Origin of the sequence: Streptomyces sp. NBC_01439 (genome assembly GCF_036227605.1) — a bacterium.
In the GTDB taxonomy this organism is placed as follows: domain Bacteria; phylum Actinomycetota; class Actinomycetes; order Streptomycetales; family Streptomycetaceae; genus Streptomyces.
On sequence record NZ_CP109487.1, the window covers coordinates 8,626,369 to 8,643,112 of the forward strand.

Sequence of the window (16,744 nt, forward strand, 5' to 3'; positions counted from 1 at the left end):
GTGCTGAGTTAGGTTTACCTTCGTTTAGGGTTCCTTTTGATCCACCTTGCTGTCGCTCGAAGGGAACCCCTGCCATGCCTCGCCCTCTGCGGGTAGCCATCGTCGGTGCCGGCCCCGCCGGTATCTACGCCGCCGACGCGCTGCTGAAGTCCGAGGCAGCCGTCGAGCCCGGTGTGTCCATCGACATCTTCGAACGGATGCCCGCGCCCTTCGGTCTGATCCGGTACGGCGTCGCTCCCGACCACCCCCGGATCAAGGGCATCATCACCGCCCTCCACCAGGTTCTCGACAAGCCGCAGGTGCGCCTCTTCGGAAACGTCGACTACCCGAACGACATCAGCCTCGACGAGCTGCGGTCCTTCTACGACGCCGTGATCTTCTCCACCGGTGCCACGGCCGACCGCGCGCTGAACATCCCGGGCGTCGACCTCGACGGCTCCTACGGCGCCGCCGACTTCGTCTCCTGGTACGACGGCCACCCGGACGTCCCGCGCACCTGGCCGCTGGAGGCCGAGAAGGTCGCCGTGCTCGGTGTCGGCAACGTCGCCCTCGACGTCGCGCGCATCCTCGCGAAGACGGCCGATGAACTGCTGCCGACCGAGATCCCGGCGAACGTCTACGACGGGCTCAAGGCGAACAAGGCCCTGGAGGTGCACGTCTTCGGTCGCCGGGGTCCGGCGCAGGCCAAGTTCAGCCCCATGGAGCTCCGGGAGCTGGACCACTCGCCCAACATCGAGGTCATCGTCAACCCCGAGGACATCGACTACGACGAGGGCTCCATAGCCACCCGCCGCGGCAACAAGCAGGCCGACATGGTCGCCAAGACCCTGGAGAACTGGGCGATCCGCGACATCGGCGAGCGCCCGCACAAGCTGTTCCTGCACTTCTTCGAGTCGCCCACCGAGATCCTCGGCGAGGACGGCAAGGTCGTCGGACTGCGCACCGAGCGCACCGAGCTCGACGGCACCGGCAACGTCAAGGGCACGGGCAACTTCACCGACTGGGACGTCCAGTCCGTCTACCGGGCCGTCGGCTACCTCTCCGACGAGCTGCCCAAGCTCCCCTGGGACGTCGAGTCCGGCACGGTCCCGGACGAGGGCGGCCGCGTGATCGAAGCCGGTGCCCACCTGCAGTCGACGTACGTCACCGGATGGATCCGGCGCGGTCCGGTCGGCCTGATCGGCCACACCAAGGGTGACGCGAACGAGACCGTCGCGAACCTGCTCGCCGACCACGCGGAGGGCCGCCTGGGCGAGCCGGCCGCCCCGGCCCCGGAGGCCGTCGAAGCCTTCCTCGCCGAGCGCAGCGTCCGCTACACGACGTGGGAGGGCTGGTACCGGCTGGACGCGGCCGAGAAGGCCCTCGGCGAGCCCCAGGGCCGCGAGCGCGTGAAGATCGTCGAGCGCGAGGACATGCTCAAGGCGAGCGGAGCGTAGTACGAGGGGGCCGGAACCCGGACGGGGTCCCGGCCCTCCGCACGTCCCGCGGTGCGAGCGGTCGCGCCGCCGTCCGGCAACGGGACGGGGGCTCCCTCAGAGGCCCCGTTCCCGTTCCAGCACGCCCCGTACGAAGGCCGCCTGCCCGGCGTGCTGGAGGTCGTCACCCAACACGCTGACCAGGCGCACCCCGAGGGTGACCGGAGGATCCCAGCGTTCGTCGACCACCCGGTCCAGGTCGGTGGCGGCGAGCCCGTGCACGAACCGCGCGGTCCGCTCGTGCACCGCGTCGAAGTACCCCAGCAGCAGCTCGCCCGAGTCGACCCGCACGGTGTAGACGTCCTGCGGCGAGTGCCCGTATCCGGTCGAACCGGCGGGCAGCGGCAGCGCGAACCGGTCCGACCAGCCGCCGGAATCCCAGACCTGCTCGGTGCCGGCCGCGTCCGCGATGTGGTCGTCCTGGATCCGGGTCAGGTGCCAGACGAGCCAGGTGACCGAGTTCGCCGCAGGGTCCACGCGCCCGTTGAGCAGCTCGGGCGGGACCCCTTCCACGACCTCGTGCACGATCTCCCGGATGCGTCCGAATCCGTCGGCGATGACGTCCGTAGCCTTCATGCACCCACCATGCGGGGCCCGGAGGCCCGACCCCCGCGAGCGACACGCGGAGGTCGGACCCCCGGGCCGGCGAGTCGGGTCACGGGACCTGCGGTCGGTCAGCGGGTGGCGTCGACCGTCTCCACCTTCTCGGCCTGCTCGGCCTTCTCCGCCGTCCCGGGCACTGCCGCGCTCCGTCCGGCGGCCGCCGCCACGGTGCCCTGCCCGCTGCGCAGGCCGACCCAGCTGATCAGCGCGACCAGCGCGAAGGCCACCGCCCCGATCCCGAAGGTGAGGGTGAACCCGGACTCGGCGGGCAGCGGGGGGACCCCCGCCGGCAGGTGCTCGATGGTCTTGGAGGCCAGGATCGTGGTGACGACGGCGCTGCCGATCGCACTGCCCGTGGAGCGGGAGATCGAGTTGATGCCGTTGGCGATGCCGCTCTGGTGGTGCGGGACGCTGGACATGATCACGGCGGGCATGGCGGCGTAGCCGAAGCTGACGGCCGCACCGACGACCAGCCCGGCGCCGATCACGGAGAGGCTGTGCTGGTGGTCCAGGACCAGCCAGCCGAAGCCGGCCGCGCCGAGGGCCGCGGCCAGGGCCAGGGCCGTACGCGGACCCCGGTGGCGCACGATCTGGCCGCCCACGGGCGAGGCGAGCAGCGAGACGATGGCGCCGGGCAGCAGGAACTGTACGGAGGCCCGCAGGATGGACGCGTCGAAGCCGTAGCCGGTGAGGGCCTCGGGCATCTGGACGAGGTACGAGACGCCCAGGAAGTTGGCGAACATGCCGAAGCCGACGAGGACGCCGGCCAGGTTGGCCATGAGCACGGGGCGGTGGACGAACATCTTCATGTCGACGAGCGGCTCGCGCACCTTGCGCTCGACGAGCACCCAGACCGCGGCCATGACGGCGGCGCCGGCGAAGCTGCCCAGCGTGCGGGCGGAGCCCCAGCCCCACTCGTGGCCCTGGGAGATCGGCAGCAGGAGCAGCAGCAGCGCGATGCCGAGGGTGAGCGCGCCGAGGAAGTCGGTGCGCCCGCCGGTCTTGTGGCGGGTCGCGGGAACCAGGAACACCACCGCGAGCAGGGCGAGGAGCGCGAAGCCGGTCGCCATCCAGAAGGCGTTGCGGTAGTCCGCACCGGAGCCGGAGGTGAGCAGCCCGGTCGCGACGAGCGCGAGCCCGCTGCCGAACGCGAGGGTGCCGCTGACCAGGGCCATCGCGCCCGGCAGCTTCTGCGGACGGACCTCTTCGCGCAGGACGGACAGGGCCAGCGGGAAGATCGCGGTGGCGGCTCCCTGGAGCACCCGGCCCAGGATCAACAGCGGCAGCGAGGTCGCCAGTGCGGCGATGACGGAGCCGGCGACCATGACGCCGAGCACGGCGACCAGGGTGGGCTTCTTGCCGTGCTGGTCACCGAACCGGCCCAGCAGCGGGGTGAAGACGGCGGCCGACAGCAGGGTGGCGGTGGTCACCCAGCTCACGTTCGCCGTGGTGGTGCCGAGGTCCTGGCGGATGAGGCCGAGGATCGGGACGGGCAGGGTCTGCATCATCGACACGACCATGGCGGCCAGGCTCAGGGCGAAGACGATGACCGTCTCGTTCCGGTGCCCGGAGGCCGGGGTGGCGGGGGAGGGGGTGCTCATGGCTGGGGTGAACCTTCTTCGTGTTTCGGAGCTGAAGAGCTTCGGAACGCAGATGTTTGACCTTCTCAAGTAACTCGACCGACGGTAGACGTGGATAGTTAAGGTGGTCAAGTAAACAATTGATAATGTGAAGCATCCTGAGTACGCTCCAGGTATGAGCGACACCGCCACGCAGACCCCCACCAAGCTCCAGCTGCTGGAGCTGCTCGCCGCGATCGGCACCGCCCAATGGCGCGAGTTCGCCGCCGCCGCGGCCCAGCACGGCCTGACCTCCACCCAGGCCCGGGTCCTCGCCCAGCTCGACGGCCCCGTGCCGATGCGCGGCCTCGCCACCCTGCTGGTGTGCGACGCCTCCAACGTGACCGGCATCGTCGACCGGCTGGAGGCCCGCGAGCTGGTGCGCCGGGAGCCGGACCCCGCCGACCGGCGCGTCAAGAACGTCGTCGCGACGGATGCGGGCCGCGAGGTGATCCGGGTCGTGCGCGAGGAGATGCAGGCCATGCACGGTGCGCTGGACACCCTCGACGAGGCCGAGAGCGCGACGCTCTACGCCCTGCTGGGCCGCCTGCGCCCCTCGATGGAGAAGGGCGCCTGAAGTACCCTCGGCCTCCATGAGCACTTTGCAGACGATCAACGATGTGTCCGTGCTGATGTGCGAGGCGGAGGGCGAGGTCATCGCCGGTGAACGCGAGGCGCTCGACCACATCGGCGACGCCGGCTACCAGGGTGCCCAGTGGGTCGTCATCCCCGCCGGGCGGTTCGACGACGCGTTCTTCCAGCTGAGCACCCGCGTCGCCGGCGCGATCATCCAGAAGTTCGTCCAGTACCGGGTCGGGATCGTCGTCCTGGGCGACATCTCGCGCCACACGGAGGCCAGTCCGGCGCTGCGCGACTTCGTCCGCGAGTGCAACCGCGGGACGCAGACGTGGTTCCTCGCCGATACCGGAGAGCTGGGCGAGCGGCTGGCCGGGTCGGCGGCGTGAGCGGAGCCGGCGCGCTGTGCGTCTTGCGGGCGGTCGACCGGACCCCCACCGTCTGGAAGAACGGCGGGGGAGTCACCCGGGAGATCGCGGCTTGGCCCGAAGGCGCGGACATGGAGGGTTTCGGCTGGCGCGTGAGCCTGGCCGAGGTCGCCGCCGACGGCCCGTTCTCGGCCTTCCCCGGCATCGGGCGCACCCTGACCCTCGCCGAGGGTGCGGGCATGGACCTCACGGTGGCGGGCGTACGCCGGCTCGTGGACGAGCGGTTCGCGCCGCAGGACTTTCCCGGGGACGAGCCGACCGACTGCCGGCTGCTCTCCGGCCCCGTCGTGAACTTCAACGTGATGTACCGCAGGGGCGCGGTGGAGGCTCAGACCGCTGTCGTACGGGGCGCGCTCGCCCTCGCGGTCCCGCCGGGCGGGACGCTGCTGGTGGCCGCGCTGGAGGGGGCGGCGACACTGGAACGGGCCGCTGACCGCGTGGAGCTGCTCCCGTACGACGCGGCCCTGCTGACGGGGCCGGTCGACTGCCGGGTCCGTACGGGCGGGCGCGCGGCCGTCGTACGGTTCACCCCGGCCCCGGCCCCGGCCTCCGCCCCCGTCTAGTGCTGTGACCGGAAAGGTTCACCGGCTCACGACGCCCGGTACGGCGCCTCGCCGCGTTGTCGGACCGCGCAAGTACGTCCAGTACGAGCCGCTGTCCTCCGCCTTGCGATGCACCGCACCGAACGCCGCGAACCGGCAAACCTTTCCGGCCACAGCACTAGCGGGTGCGGGGGCGGGTGCCCAGCTTGATCCACTTTGCGGTGCTGGGGACGCCCTTCGCGTCGAGCAGGAAGAGCATGTAGTACCCGGGCGGGGCATCGGCCGCCCCCGGCGGTGTGCGGAGCCCGATCGTGGCGCCGCGGACATCGGTGATCCGCAGGTCCAGGTGGCGCTGGCTGGTGTTCACCGAGTGGGTGACGGTCGTCGGAGCCAGCAGGACGGCCCGCGTGACGTCCTTCGCCGTCGAGCTCGTGACCTGGAAGGCCGTGTCGTGGCCGAGGTCGCCCGCCGGGGCCCGGTCGAGCGCCGGCCGGGCGCCCCGGTGCAGGTAGGCGGGCTCGTAGAGCTCGATGCTGCCGTCCATCCCGTCCCCGATGTCGGGGTCGTTGGCGATCTGCTGGAGTTCGTCCCCGGTGACCATGATCCGGCCGTCCGGCAGGACCAGGGCGTTGGAGTGGTAGCCGCGGGGCAGCCGCTGGGCCGGACCCAGCTTCCAGTGGCCGCGCGCGTCGCGCAGTTCGATCTGGCGGTACTTCAGGTCGGCCTTCGGGTTGAAGGGCCCGTTGCCGTAGTCCCGAGTGTCCAGGGCGCCGTTCACCGTGAGCAGGGTCCCGTCGGGCAGGATCAGCGTTCCGTCCTGGGTGCGGCCGAAGGCCCTCGGCTCCTCGATGCTCCAGCGGCCGCCGGACAGCCGGTACGTGAGCGGGTCGCGCGGGTCGCCGCCGAGCACCAGGACGGAGTCCGGGCCCCGGAAGCCGGCCGGCAGCGGCACTGCGGAGCCGTAGCCCCGGAAGTCGGCGGGCCGCCGGGGCAGGTCGGTGCGGACGTCCTCGACCGGGTCGAACAGCCACTGCTGGTCGGCGTCGCGGCCGAGCCCGTAGATCTTCCCGTCCCGGAGCGAGAAGAGGTGCGGATAGTCGTTGCGGAAGGGGGCCCGTGACCGGAGCGGCTCGGCGGGGACGTTCGCCGGGATGTCGTACGAACGCCAGGGCACGGGCCGCCCGAGCGCGGGGAAGCGCTCCACCACCGGAGTGGGCGTGCCCGTACCGCGCTCGGACTGGCCGGACATGATGATCTGTCGGCCGTCCGGCCCGGTCACCACCGAGGGGTACCAGCGGCCCACGGACATGTCGCGGTTGCGGAACCACTTCTCGGTCCACGGGTCGAACACGAAGGACAACTTGGCGCCGCTGCCGCCCTTCCCACCGACGTTTCCGCCGAACACCCCCACCATTCCGTTGGGGAGGTAGGAGTGACCGGCGCAGAAGAACGGCGCCGGGCGCGGGGCGTAGGCGCCGTCGGGCATCAGCACCACCGGTGGCGGCACGTTCTTGAAGGCATTGGCCCCGGTCCCCCTGGTGGGGTCCCAGAGGTAGGCGCGGCCCGCGTTGGTCCGGCCGACCGTGTTGGTCGGTCCGGTCTCCTTGGTGGGATCGGCTTCCACACGTTCGAAGGAGAAGAGCAGCACCTTGCCCGTCGGCAGCTGGGCCACGTGGACGCCGAAATCGGGGGAGGGGAAGAACTGCGTGAACCGGCCGGAGCGGGCCGCCTCGAACTTCGCGTTGCCCTTGCGCTGGGACTCCTCCAGCGAGGCGAGGCTCGACGTGCGCTTCGACTGCGGATAGCCCTGGTTGCTCTTGGCCGCCTCGCGCAACCGCGCGTGCGCGCGGGCGTGCTCCTCGCCGAGCACCGCGGCCTCGTCGCCCGTGTGGTGGGTCGCGGTGAAGGCGGGGGCGGCCCCGGCCAGCGCGATGGCGAGGGCAGTGGCGAGGGTGGTGGCGACGGCAGTGGCGCGGGGCAGCGTCGATGGGGCGGCGGGGCGTGGCCGTGGTGCGCGGGACGGGCGTGGTGCGCGGGACATGGGACTCCTCACCGCTGGAGGGCCCGGCGCCCCGGCGCCGAGGCCGGCTCCAGAACCCGCTGGTTGCCTGAAGGACCTCGCTGATATTAGGAAATATCGCAACGAGTGACCGGTTCGACTCGGCACTGCGCGCCACCTGGGGCCATCCGGCGGAGGGGTTTGAGTAGATTTATCGTTTCTCCGGTGAGAGGCTTCGGCCATCGAGGTGAGACCGCGTGCCCGTCGGCCGGCCGGGGCCGCCGCGGGCCGCTATCCATGGTGATGTGATCAAGTCCCTCCGCACCGGATTCACCGCAGCCGCCGTGACCGCGACCTTCGTCGCGCTCACCCCCGCCGCCGGGGCCTCCTCCTCGGCGCTCTCCGCCCCCACCGACCAGGTGACCGTGGACGTTGCCTCCGTGAACGGATCGGGCTGCCGTCCCGGCAGTGCCGCCGTCGCCGTGTCGCCGGACAACTCCGCCTTCACCGTCACCTACAGCGAATACCTGGCCCAGGCCGGCGGCGGTGTTTCCGCCGTCGAGGGCCGCAAGAACTGCCTCCTATCCCTCGACGTCCACGTCCCCCAGGGGTACACCTACGCCGTGGCCAAGGTCGACTACCGGGGCTTCGGCAGCCTCGCCCCGGGCGCGGTCGGCACGCAGAAGGCCAGCTACTACTTCCAGGGCATGAGCCAGACCGCGTACCGGACCCACAAGTTCAACGGCGAGCTCGTCGACAACTGGCAGGCGACCGACACCACGGGCGTCGAGGCCCTGGTCTTCGCCCCCTGCGGTGAGCAGCGCAACTTCAACATCAACACCGAGCTGCGCGCCGAGGTGGGCACCTCGGACCCGGCGCACACCAGCTTCATGGCGCTCGATTCGACGGACGGCAGCATCAACAGCGTGTACCACTTCTCCTGGAAGAAGTGCCCGGCCCGCCGCTGATCCGGGAGCGCCCGCTCCCCGTTCGTAGGGGTCCGCCGTCCGGCGGGCCCCTACGACGTGTCCGGCGCCGGTCCGCTGCCGGTCGGTCGGGCTCAGGCCGACGCGCGCCGCACCAGCGCCGTGGCGGTGATCACCGGATCGGGTGCGGCCGGTCGCCCGTCCGGACCGCCGTTCAGGCGGCTCATCAGCAGCCGCGCCATCAGGCGGCCCATGCCCTCGATGTCCTGGCGTACGGTCGTCAGCGGCGGGTCGGCACTCTCCGCCACCGGTTCGGCGTCGTCGAAGCCGACCAGCGCCACGTTCCCGGGCACCGTCCGGCCGCTCTCCCGCAGCACGCGCAGGGCGCCGGTCGCCATCAGGTCGTTCCCGGCGAAGACGGCGTCGATACCGGCGTCCCGGTCCAGCAGCTCCGCCATCGCGCGGGCCCCGCCCGCCGGGGTGAAGTCCCCTTCGGCGAACAGCTCCGGGCCGGCGGCCGCCAGGGCGTCGCGGTAGCCGCTCAGCCGGTCGGCCGCCGAGGTCTGGTCGAGCGGGCCGGCGATGTGTGCGATCCGCCTCCGGCCCTGCGCCAGCAGATAGCGCACGGCCTCCCGCGCGCCCCCGCGGTTGTCGGCGTCGACGTAAACCACGCCCTCGCCTTCGCCCTCGCCCTCCCCGGTCCCGGTGGTCCAGCCGGGCCGGCCGCCGTAGACCGTGGGCATGCCGATGCGGCGGGTGATCGCGGGCAGCGGGTCGTCGGTGTGCAGGGAGAAGGCGAGTGCCCCGTCGACGTGGCCGCCGGCGAGGTAGCGCTCGATCCGCTCGTAGTCGCCGCGGTCCTCGACCAGGAGCAGGACGAGCTGCGTGTCGTGCGCGGTCAGCTCCTTGGCGATGCCGCGGACCTGGCGCGAGAAGAAGGGGTCCGAGAAGATCCGGACCTCCGGCTCGGCGATGATCACCGCGACGGCCCCGGTGCGCCGGGTGACCAGGGTGCGGGCCGCGTGGTTGGGGACGTACCCGAGCACGCGGATCGCCGTGCGCACTCGGTCCACCAGATGTGCGCGGACCCCGTCGCCGCCGTTGACCACGCGGGACGCGGTGGCCCGCGACACCCCGGCGTGCGCCGCGACGGCCTCCAGGGTGGGGCGGCTGTCGGGACGCGGTTCGGTCACGGATGCTCCTCCACGGTGCCTGCGGGCGGTGGCTTCGACGGGCAGCAGGGTAACCGGTGATCGCCCCCGGTCGCTGCCCCGCAGGCGGGTTACGGCCGCGTGACGGCCCGCTCCAGCAGGCCCCGTAGGACGCCCTGTTCCTCCGGGGCGAGGCCGGACAGCGGCGAGTCCACGGCGAGCAGCGCGAGGAGGCGCTCGCGCAGTGCGATCCCCTCGGCGGTGAGGACGAGCTGCTTCGCGCGGCGGTCGGTGGGGTGCGGATGGCGCCCGATCAGGCTCTGCTTCTCCAGCTTGTCGACGACGAAGGTGGTGTTGGAGGGCTCGCAGCTCATGCGTTCGGCGAGCTCCCGCATGGTCATCGGCCCGCTCATCTCGCGTAGCGCGGTCGCCTGCGACGCGGTGAGGCCCAGGGCGGAGGCGCGCTCGCGCACGTGCTCGGCGATCCGCTGGGCCAGCCCGTTCACCAGGCCGCACAGCTGTCGCTCGGCGATGGCCTGCAGCTCCGGGGGCGTCGTCATGCCCTCACCCTAGCAAGTCCGTGAAGCCGAAATATTTATAACTTGAATGATTCGAACTTGATGCTTATGGTGATCGTCGCCGCGGCGGACCGCGGCGACCTGATGGCAACTCACAGGAGATGACCCATGGCCGACATGACGATGGCTCAGGACGAGCGACTGCGCCGACCCGCGGGAATCCGCTCGATACGGCTGGGCGACACCACGGTGTCCTACGTGCCGGACGGCGACGTACGGCTCCGGCCCCTGTCGCTGCTCCAGGACAGCACCGACGAGGTGTGGGCCGCGCATCCGGAGTACCTGGATCCCGCCGGCCACCTGGTGGGGAGCGTCGGCGGACTGCTCGTGGAGCACGGCGGCCGCGCCCTGCTGATCGATGCCGGCTTCGGCCCGCAGTCCCACGAGGCGCCGGACGGTCCGCTCGCCACGATCCGGGGCGGCGCGCTCGTGCGGAGTTTGGCCGAACTCGGTCGCAGCCCCGAGGGCGTGGAGGCGGTCGCCTTCACCCACCTCCACGCGGACCACCTCGGCTGGGCCTGCCACCCCGCGCCCGGCGGTGACCGGCCGGTGTTCGCCCACGCCGAGTACCTGGTGTCCGAGCCCGAATGGGAGCGGCGCGACCTCCTGGAGGCCCAGGGCATGGCCGAGCAGGTCGCGGCCCTGGCGCCGCGCGTACGTACGATTACGGACGGTCAGGAAGTCTTTCCCGGCGTGCGGGTACGGATCACCCCCGGCCACACCGTCGGACACGCCGAGTACGTCATCACCGGCGGCGGCCGCCGTCTGATCGCCTTTGGGGACGCCGTGCACTCGCCCCTCCAGATCGACCACCCCGCATGGTCCTCGGGCTTCGACCACGACGGCGCCCTCACCGCCGGCCACCGTCGGCGCCTCGTCGCCGAGCTGGCGGAACCCGGCACCATCGGCTTCGGCGTCCACTTCGCCGACGTGGTGTTCGGACACGTCGTGCAGGATGGGGACGGCCCGGCCTGGCGCCCCCTGGACGCGTGACCCGGAGGTCAGGGGCGGGTCAGAATTCGGGGACGAAGGGGAGGTAGTCCGCTTCCGGCCCGGAGGGGATCACCACGTAACTGCTCTCGGGGAGTTCGTTCCACACTCCGGGCAGGTCGCCCAGCGGCTCCGACACCACGAGGCGCGTCTCGTCCGAAACCTCCCTGAGGTAGGGCACCTCGGGGTGCAGGTGCCGGACGGTCTCGGCCCTGGAACTGTAGAAGAGCGAGCGGGACCTCCCCTGGCTGGAATAGCGGAAGGCCCACACGTGCGTGCCGTCACTCACCGCCACCGTCATCTGGAGCGGTTCCGACACGCCGTGCTCCTTGCCGAGGCGCTCCACGAACCCCGCCATCCTGGCCACCGCACCCGGGGCGTCCTGGTCGAGACCGAAAGTGACCGCCAGGTAGAACATCACCTCGGAATCGGTGGACCCCTCGATGGACGGGAAGAGCGCCGGGTCGACGGCCATGCACAGGTCGCGCTGGAGCCGCTGGAAGTCCGCGATCGCGCCGTTGTGCATCCACAGCCAGCGTCCGTGGCGGAAGGGGTGGCAGTTCGACTGCTGGACGGCCGACCCCGTCGAGGCGCGGACGTGCGCGAAGAACAGCGGCGAGCGGACGTGCGCCGCGAGCTCCTGCAGGTTGCGGCTGCTCCACGCCGGGCCGACGTCCCGGAAGACCGCCGGGGTGCCGTTGCCGTCCGCGCTATACCAGCCGATGCCGAATCCGTCGCCGTTGGTCGGTTCGGCGCCCATCTTGGCCCGCAGGCTCTGGTTGATCAGGGAGTGCTCGGGGCGGTAGAGCACGGTGTCGAGGAGCATGGGCGAACCCGAGTAGGCGAGCCAGCGACACATGCGCACCATCCCCTTCGCGACCTGCTCTGAGCCTAACCCCGCTGACGTCGGGGTTCTCGCGGGACGGGCCGTCCGCGGCGGCTGCGGGTCAGGAGAAGAGCCAGCGCGTTTGGCTGTAGCCGCCCTTGCCGAAACCGAAGGCGGTGCCCGGGCGGACCGCGAAGACCACCGCTTCGCCCGCGTCGGGATTCACGAACACGCCGTCCCCCACCTCGAAATGCCATTCGGCGCCGTACTTCGCCTCCCAGGCGGCGGCGAGCCGGCGCAGCCGGTCGGGGTCCTTGACCCGGACGGCCTCACCCTCTACGACCAGGTCGAATCCCTCGTGGAGGGTGTTGGTCCCGGTGGTGAGGACGACGTGCGGGTTCCCGCGGAGGTTCTTGGCCTTGCGCTCCTGGGGCCCGGTACAGAAGTGCAGCGCGCCGTCCGCCCAGACCCCGATCAGCGGGGTGACGTGCGGCCGCGCGTCGGGGCGCACCGTCGTCAGCCAGTACAGCTCCGCCGCGGCCAGTCGGGTGACGGCCTCCCGCCAGGGCACGGCCCTCGCCCGCTCGTCGCTGTACCGCGCGTCCAGCTCGGCGCGGGGTTCCTCGTCGGGCACGGTCGTCCTCCTGGTTCGGCCTCCGACTGCGTTCGCCCACCAGCCTGTCCCGGGGCGTCCCGGCCGTCCACCGGAGGCGGTGCCCCACCCGGCTCCCGGGCCGAGTCCGCCCGGCGGTCCGGGGCGCCGTCCCCGCGGAGTCCGCGGGGACGGCGCCGCCGCGCATCAATGGCCGAAGTCGAACCAGTTGACGTTCACGAAGTCGGCGCCCTGGCCACTGGCGAAGGTCAGGTAGACGTCGTGCGCACCGGTGACCGCGGTGATGTTCGCCGGCACCGTGCGCCAGCTCTGCCAGCCGCCGGTGGACGCGATCGAGAAGCTGCCGATCGGAGCCGAGGCCGGGTCGTCGAGCCGCACCTCGACCAGCCCGCTGACCCCGCCGGCCGCACCACTGGCCACGCGCCCGTAGAACTGCCTGGCCGGGGTGGAGCCGAAGTCGACGCCCCGGAACAGTGCCCAGTCGCCGTTCCCGATCGCCGCGAGGTCCTGGCCGCCGCCGCTGTCCGTGGTGTTCTCCTTGAGGACGCCCGACTGGCCGTCGTACGACTCGGCCTGGATCGCCGTGTACGCGTCGCGGTGACCGGGCGGCGCGGTCGGCGGGGTGGTGGGCGGTGTCGTCGGTGGAGCGGTGGGCGGGGTGGTGCCGCCGGTCGACCGCAGCACGGAGACGTAGTCCACGACCATCGCGTGTCCGGGCTGGGTGCCCGCGTCGGGGCCGCCGCCGAAGGCGTCCGGGAAGCCGCCGCCCATGGCGACGTTCAGGATGATGAAGTAGCCGTGGTTCGTGGCGTTGGTCCAGGTCGTCGCGTCGACCTGGTTGGCCCGCACCGTATGGAAGTTGAACTCGTCGACGTAGAAGCGCATCTCCTCGACCGCGGTCGAGCGGTCCCACTCGACGGCGTACGTGTGGAAGCCGGCCTGGCAACTGGCGCCGGGGCAGGCGCGCTGGCCGCCGATTCCGGAGGTCTCGTTGCAGGGGCCGCCCGGACTCGTGCCGCAATGCAGGGTGGCCCAGACGTTGTTGAGGCCCTGGACGTTCTCCAGGACGTCGATCTCGCCGATGCCCGGCCAGTTCCACCAGTTGCCCCGGTAGGGGGCGCCGAGCATCCAGAACGCCGGCCAGTAGCCCTTGGCGGCCGGGCCCGTCACGTTCGGCATCTGGATGCGGGCCTCCGACCGGAGCTTGCCGCCCGCCGGGGGCTCGAAGTCGGCCCGCCGGGTCTCGACGCGGCCGGACGTCCAGTTGCCGGCGGCGTCCCGGCGCGGGGTGATGCGCAGGTTGCCCGTGCCGTCGAGGGAGACGTTGGAGGGGTCGGCGGTCATCGTCTCGATCTCGCCGGTTCCGAAGTTGGCGGGTCCGCCGGGGTAGGAGGTGCCGGTGGTGTACTGCCAGTCGGCGGTGTTCACCCCGGATCCCGCAGGTCCGTCGAAGTCGTCGAGGAACACCCGGGACCAGCCGGCCGGAGCGGGGGGAGCCGCGGCGTTCGCGGGCAGGACCACGGCCGCGGCGGCTGCCGCGCCCACGGCGATCGTACTGAGCGCGGCTAAGAGGGCCCGCCGGGCCCCCGGCCGCTTCCTGCCGGATATCTCGTGCATGGCTGCCCTCTCTGAAGCGCGCCGAAGCGCGGTGCGGGGGAAGGGTCAGTGGCTCCGGTGCCTTGAGAGCGCTCTCAATCCGGCGCCGCTGGACACTGTCCTCCGCGCCCTCACGCGCCGTCAAGAGATGCAACCGGCACGGCATTCGCCGGCAGGGCGAGTTCAATCAGTGAACGCGGGGGGCCCGGTCGACGGCACGGCCGTCGATCGGGCCCCCGGCCGCCGGTCGGCGGGGGGACGCTCACCCGTACGGATCAACTCGCCGTACGTCAGACCGGCGGACCGAGCACCTCCTCGGCGCCGGGCAGGTCATGGACGCAGGCAGCCGTCCCGGTCAGCGGCAGCAGGCCGGACAGCGGGCACAGCACGGGCATCTCGTGGTCGACCTCCCACTGCCCGACCGCGTTTCCGGACGACTTCCCGCCCGTGTTGCCGGCCGCTTTGCCTGCCGCCTTGCCGCCCGCGTTCCGGCCCGCGTGGTCCATGGTGCAGACGGCGTACAGGTTGCCGGCGCAGCCCCGGCACAGCAGCGGCCGGTGGCCGGTCACCACGACCGGTCCAAAGTGCCGCGCGCGGCACGCTCTTGTAGCGTCGGTCGCGACAGGGTTCCAGGTGATCCCACCGGAGCCCGCAGGCCGGTTCGCTCACGCGGAACACGTCCCGTCAGCGCGCCGAGCCACCCGTGTGCCGCCCGCGCCGGAGCCCGGCCGGTCCGCCCCTCGCGATGGGACCGGGCGCACGCGCAGCCCCCGTGAGAGAGGCCGTGCCGATGCCGAAGGATGTCCCGATAGCGAGCCTGCTGCGTGTGGAGCGGGGCGTCGCCGCCCCTGAGGAACTGGCCGCGATCGCGGTCGTCGTCGCGTGTTACGCCGGGCGGGCCTCCGGCGGCGGCGACGCGGCCGCAGGCGCAGGGCCCGGCCGCCGGCGCACCGCGGTACCGGCATCCGGCTGCTGGGCAGGTTGCTGGGCCTGCCGCTGAACCGCTTCCGCCGGCCGCACGCACGGCCGGCGGAAACGGGGACGAGGTTCTCACGCCCGGCGCAGCACCGTCGTGAGGACCTCGCGCAGCGTCGCAGGGGCATCGGCCACGGCTCCCTCCGAGCGCCAGGCCACGAACCCGTCCGGCCGGACGAGCACGGCGCCCTCGGCGCTCATCGCATGGACCTCGGTCCAGTCGGCGCGCCCCTCCTGGACCAGGTCCACACCCGACCCGGAGCCGATGGTGTAGGCCTCCAGCCGCACCGGCAGTTGTCCGGCCACCTGCTGCGCGGCCGCCTGCCACGGCGTTCCCGCGCCGCTGAGCAGCACGAAGGAACGCTCGTAGAGGTCCAGGGTGGAGATCCGCTCACCCGACCGGGTCACCCACATGTGCGGGGCCCGGGTCCCGGTGTCGCCGACCAGGCGCAGCGTCTCCGGGATGACGGGCCGTCCGGGCTCGCCGCCGACGAGCGCGCCCTTCGGGTAGCAGTAGCCCATGGCCGTGGTGAGGACCCCGCTGCCCGGCCCGCCGCCCATGGTGGGCGGGGGCGCGTACCCCGGGTGGCTGTGTTCCGCCGACCGGGCCGACGCCCGCTCGCTGGTGGCCCTGGCCACCGGCAGCCGCTCGGCCTCGTAGGTGTCGAGCAGCTCGATGCCGGCCGAGCCGTCCAGCACCGCGGCGATCTTCCACGCCAGGTTGTGCGCGTCCTGGATCCCCGTGTTGGAGCCGAACGCCCCCGTGGGGGACATTTCGTGGGCCGCGTCTCCGGCCAGGAACACCCGACCGGACGAATACCGCTGCGCCACCCGTTCGGCCGCGTGCCACGGGGCCTTGCCGCCGATCCGTACGTCTAGGTCGGGTACGCCGATCGCGTCGCGGATCTGGTCCACGCACCGCTCGTCGGTGAAGTCCTCCAGGGTTTCGCCCTGGTCCGGGTGCCACGGGGCGTGGAAGACCCACTGCGTCTTGTTGTCCACGGGCAGCAGCGCTCCGTCGGCTCCCGGGCGGATCAGGTAGCAGACGATGAACCGCAGGTCGCCCAGCACCTCGACGAGCTTCTCCGAGCGGAACGTGACGCTCACGTTGTGGAACAGTTCCCCGTTACCCGTCTGGGGGATCCGCAGCTGTTCCCTGACGGGACTGCGCGGCCCGTCCGCGGCGATCAGGAAGTCGGCGCGCACGGTGATGTGCTCGCCCGTCTCCCGGTCCTTCACCACGGCGTTCACCCCCGTGGCGTCCTGGTCGAAGCTCATCAGCTCGGTGGCGAACCGCACGTCGGCGCCCATGCCCCGGCTCTGTTCGGCCAGTACCGGCTCGACGTTGTTCTGGCTGCACAGACACCAGCCGGTCGGGCTGAACCGGGCCAGTGCCCCGGCCGGATCGATCGACTTGACCAGCCAGTTGTGGTCGCCGTCGGTCAGCGAGCGGGCCTGCAGAATGCCCTGGTTTCCCTCCAGTACGGACGCCGCCCGGCGGATCGCGCGCTCCGCCCCTGCCGTGCGGAACAGCTCCATCGTCCGGGCGTTGATGCCACGGCCCCGCGGGTGCGCGGAGGTGCCGGAGTGCTTCTCGACCAGCAGGTGCCTCACTCCGTGGCGGCTCAGGAAAAGCGAGGTGGACAGGCCCACGAGGGAGCCGCCCACGACGAGAACCGGTACGCGAACATCGGCGTTGTCTTCCATCAGCTGCGGGCTCCTGTTTTCTGTGTGGGGGAGTGGACTCTTTATGCCCGCGATCGGGGATGAGGCCCAGTTGATTCGCCGGTTGTCACCCGCTTGATCCGGACATGTAGCGGTACGTCCCCACCCGGATGACGATGAGC

17 protein-coding genes are annotated in these 16,744 nt (G+C 71.8%); 7 read left to right on the plus strand and 10 right to left on the minus strand.

Features of this window, described 5'->3' with window-relative positions; genetic code table 11:
* Positions 1 to 74 precede the first annotated feature (74 nt).
* Complete coding sequence (locus tag OG207_RS39245; protein WP_329105751.1) at positions 75 to 1,436, plus strand: FAD-dependent oxidoreductase; 1,362 nt, start codon at positions 75 to 77, stop codon at positions 1,434 to 1,436.
* Positions 1,437 to 1,532: 96 nt separating this feature from the next.
* Here OG207_RS39245 and OG207_RS39250 read toward each other — a convergent pair whose 3' ends face one another.
* Both OG207_RS39250 and OG207_RS39255 read right to left on the minus strand, forming a co-directional pair.
* Positions 1,533 to 2,051, minus strand: coding sequence for a mycothiol transferase (locus OG207_RS39250; RefSeq protein ID WP_329105753.1), 519 nt, complete (start codon positions 2,049 to 2,051; stop codon positions 1,533 to 1,535).
* Between the two features lie 98 nt (positions 2,052 to 2,149).
* Positions 2,150 to 3,679, minus strand: coding sequence for an MFS transporter (locus tag OG207_RS39255; protein ID WP_329105755.1), 1,530 nt, complete (start codon positions 3,677 to 3,679; stop codon positions 2,150 to 2,152).
* 154 nt (positions 3,680 to 3,833) lie between these two features.
* Between OG207_RS39255 and OG207_RS39260 the strand changes: the two genes are divergently transcribed.
* Genes OG207_RS39260 through OG207_RS39270 form a run of 3 tightly spaced genes read left to right on the plus strand, consistent with a single transcriptional unit; the run spans position 3,834 to position 5,264 of the window.
* A complete protein-coding gene (locus OG207_RS39260) occupies positions 3,834 to 4,274 on the plus strand; it encodes a MarR family winged helix-turn-helix transcriptional regulator (RefSeq protein ID WP_329105757.1) in 441 nt (146 codons plus the stop codon).
* 16 nt (positions 4,275 to 4,290) lie between these two features.
* The gene (locus OG207_RS39265) at positions 4,291 to 4,662 is read left to right on the plus strand and encodes a DUF4180 domain-containing protein (protein ID WP_329105759.1); all 372 of its coding nucleotides are present in this window, start codon (positions 4,291 to 4,293) and stop codon (positions 4,660 to 4,662) included.
* Positions 4,659 to 5,264 (plus strand): HutD/Ves family protein, encoded by a 606-nt coding sequence (locus OG207_RS39270; RefSeq protein ID WP_329105761.1) that lies wholly within the window; start codon positions 4,659 to 4,661, stop codon positions 5,262 to 5,264. Before OG207_RS39265 ends, OG207_RS39270 begins: the two co-directional genes overlap by 4 nt.
* Before the next feature lie 157 nt (positions 5,265 to 5,421).
* Here the strand turns inward: OG207_RS39270 and OG207_RS39275 are convergent, their stop codons facing one another.
* Complete coding sequence (locus OG207_RS39275) at positions 5,422 to 7,284, minus strand: galactose oxidase-like domain-containing protein (RefSeq protein WP_329105763.1); 1,863 nt, start codon at positions 7,282 to 7,284, stop codon at positions 5,422 to 5,424.
* A gap of 263 nt (positions 7,285 to 7,547) precedes the next feature.
* On the opposite strand from OG207_RS39275, the gene OG207_RS39280 reads away from it, so the two are divergent.
* Complete coding sequence (locus OG207_RS39280; RefSeq protein WP_329105765.1) at positions 7,548 to 8,210, plus strand: DUF4360 domain-containing protein; 663 nt, start codon at positions 7,548 to 7,550, stop codon at positions 8,208 to 8,210.
* 92 nt (positions 8,211 to 8,302) lie between these two features.
* On the opposite strand, the gene OG207_RS39285 is transcribed toward OG207_RS39280, so the two are convergent.
* Together OG207_RS39285 and OG207_RS39290 are read right to left on the minus strand one after the other, a co-directional pair.
* The gene (locus OG207_RS39285; RefSeq protein WP_329105767.1) at positions 8,303 to 9,361 is read right to left on the minus strand and encodes a LacI family DNA-binding transcriptional regulator; all 1,059 of its coding nucleotides are present in this window, start codon (positions 9,359 to 9,361) and stop codon (positions 8,303 to 8,305) included.
* 89 nt (positions 9,362 to 9,450) lie between these two features.
* Entirely contained in the window at positions 9,451 to 9,879 is a 429-nt protein-coding gene (locus OG207_RS39290) for a MarR family winged helix-turn-helix transcriptional regulator (RefSeq protein ID WP_329105769.1), read from the minus strand.
* Positions 9,880 to 10,005: 126 nt separating this feature from the next.
* Here OG207_RS39290 and OG207_RS39295 point away from each other — a divergent pair, with 126 nt between their 5' ends.
* Positions 10,006 to 10,890, plus strand: a complete 885-nt coding sequence (locus tag OG207_RS39295) for an MBL fold metallo-hydrolase (protein WP_329105771.1) — start codon at positions 10,006 to 10,008, stop codon at positions 10,888 to 10,890.
* A gap of 19 nt (positions 10,891 to 10,909) precedes the next feature.
* Here the strand turns inward: OG207_RS39295 and OG207_RS39300 are convergent, their stop codons facing one another.
* From OG207_RS39300 to OG207_RS39315, 4 genes are all read right to left on the minus strand, one after another.
* Complete coding sequence (locus OG207_RS39300) at positions 10,910 to 11,746, minus strand: class II glutamine amidotransferase (RefSeq protein WP_329105773.1); 837 nt, start codon at positions 11,744 to 11,746, stop codon at positions 10,910 to 10,912.
* A gap of 88 nt (positions 11,747 to 11,834) precedes the next feature.
* Positions 11,835 to 12,347, minus strand: a complete 513-nt coding sequence (locus tag OG207_RS39305; RefSeq protein ID WP_329105775.1) for a pyridoxamine 5'-phosphate oxidase family protein — start codon at positions 12,345 to 12,347, stop codon at positions 11,835 to 11,837.
* Between the two features lie 165 nt (positions 12,348 to 12,512).
* Entirely contained in the window at positions 12,513 to 13,943 is a 1,431-nt protein-coding gene (locus tag OG207_RS39310) for a glycoside hydrolase family 16 protein (RefSeq protein WP_329105777.1), read from the minus strand.
* Positions 13,944 to 14,212: 269 nt separating this feature from the next.
* Positions 14,213 to 14,494: a hypothetical protein gene (locus OG207_RS39315; protein ID WP_329105779.1), complete on the minus strand. Its 282-nt coding sequence runs from the start codon at positions 14,492 to 14,494 to the stop codon at positions 14,213 to 14,215.
* Positions 14,495 to 14,712: 218 nt separating this feature from the next.
* Here OG207_RS39315 and OG207_RS39320 point away from each other — a divergent pair, with 218 nt between their 5' ends.
* Positions 14,713 to 14,922: an acyl-CoA carboxylase epsilon subunit gene (locus OG207_RS39320; RefSeq protein WP_329105781.1), complete on the plus strand. Its 210-nt coding sequence runs from the start codon at positions 14,713 to 14,715 to the stop codon at positions 14,920 to 14,922.
* A gap of 50 nt (positions 14,923 to 14,972) precedes the next feature.
* Here the strand turns inward: OG207_RS39320 and OG207_RS39325 are convergent, their stop codons facing one another.
* Positions 14,973 to 16,604 (minus strand): FAD-dependent oxidoreductase, encoded by a 1,632-nt coding sequence (locus tag OG207_RS39325; protein ID WP_329105782.1) that lies wholly within the window; start codon positions 16,602 to 16,604, stop codon positions 14,973 to 14,975.
* Positions 16,605 to 16,744 lie beyond the last annotated feature (140 nt).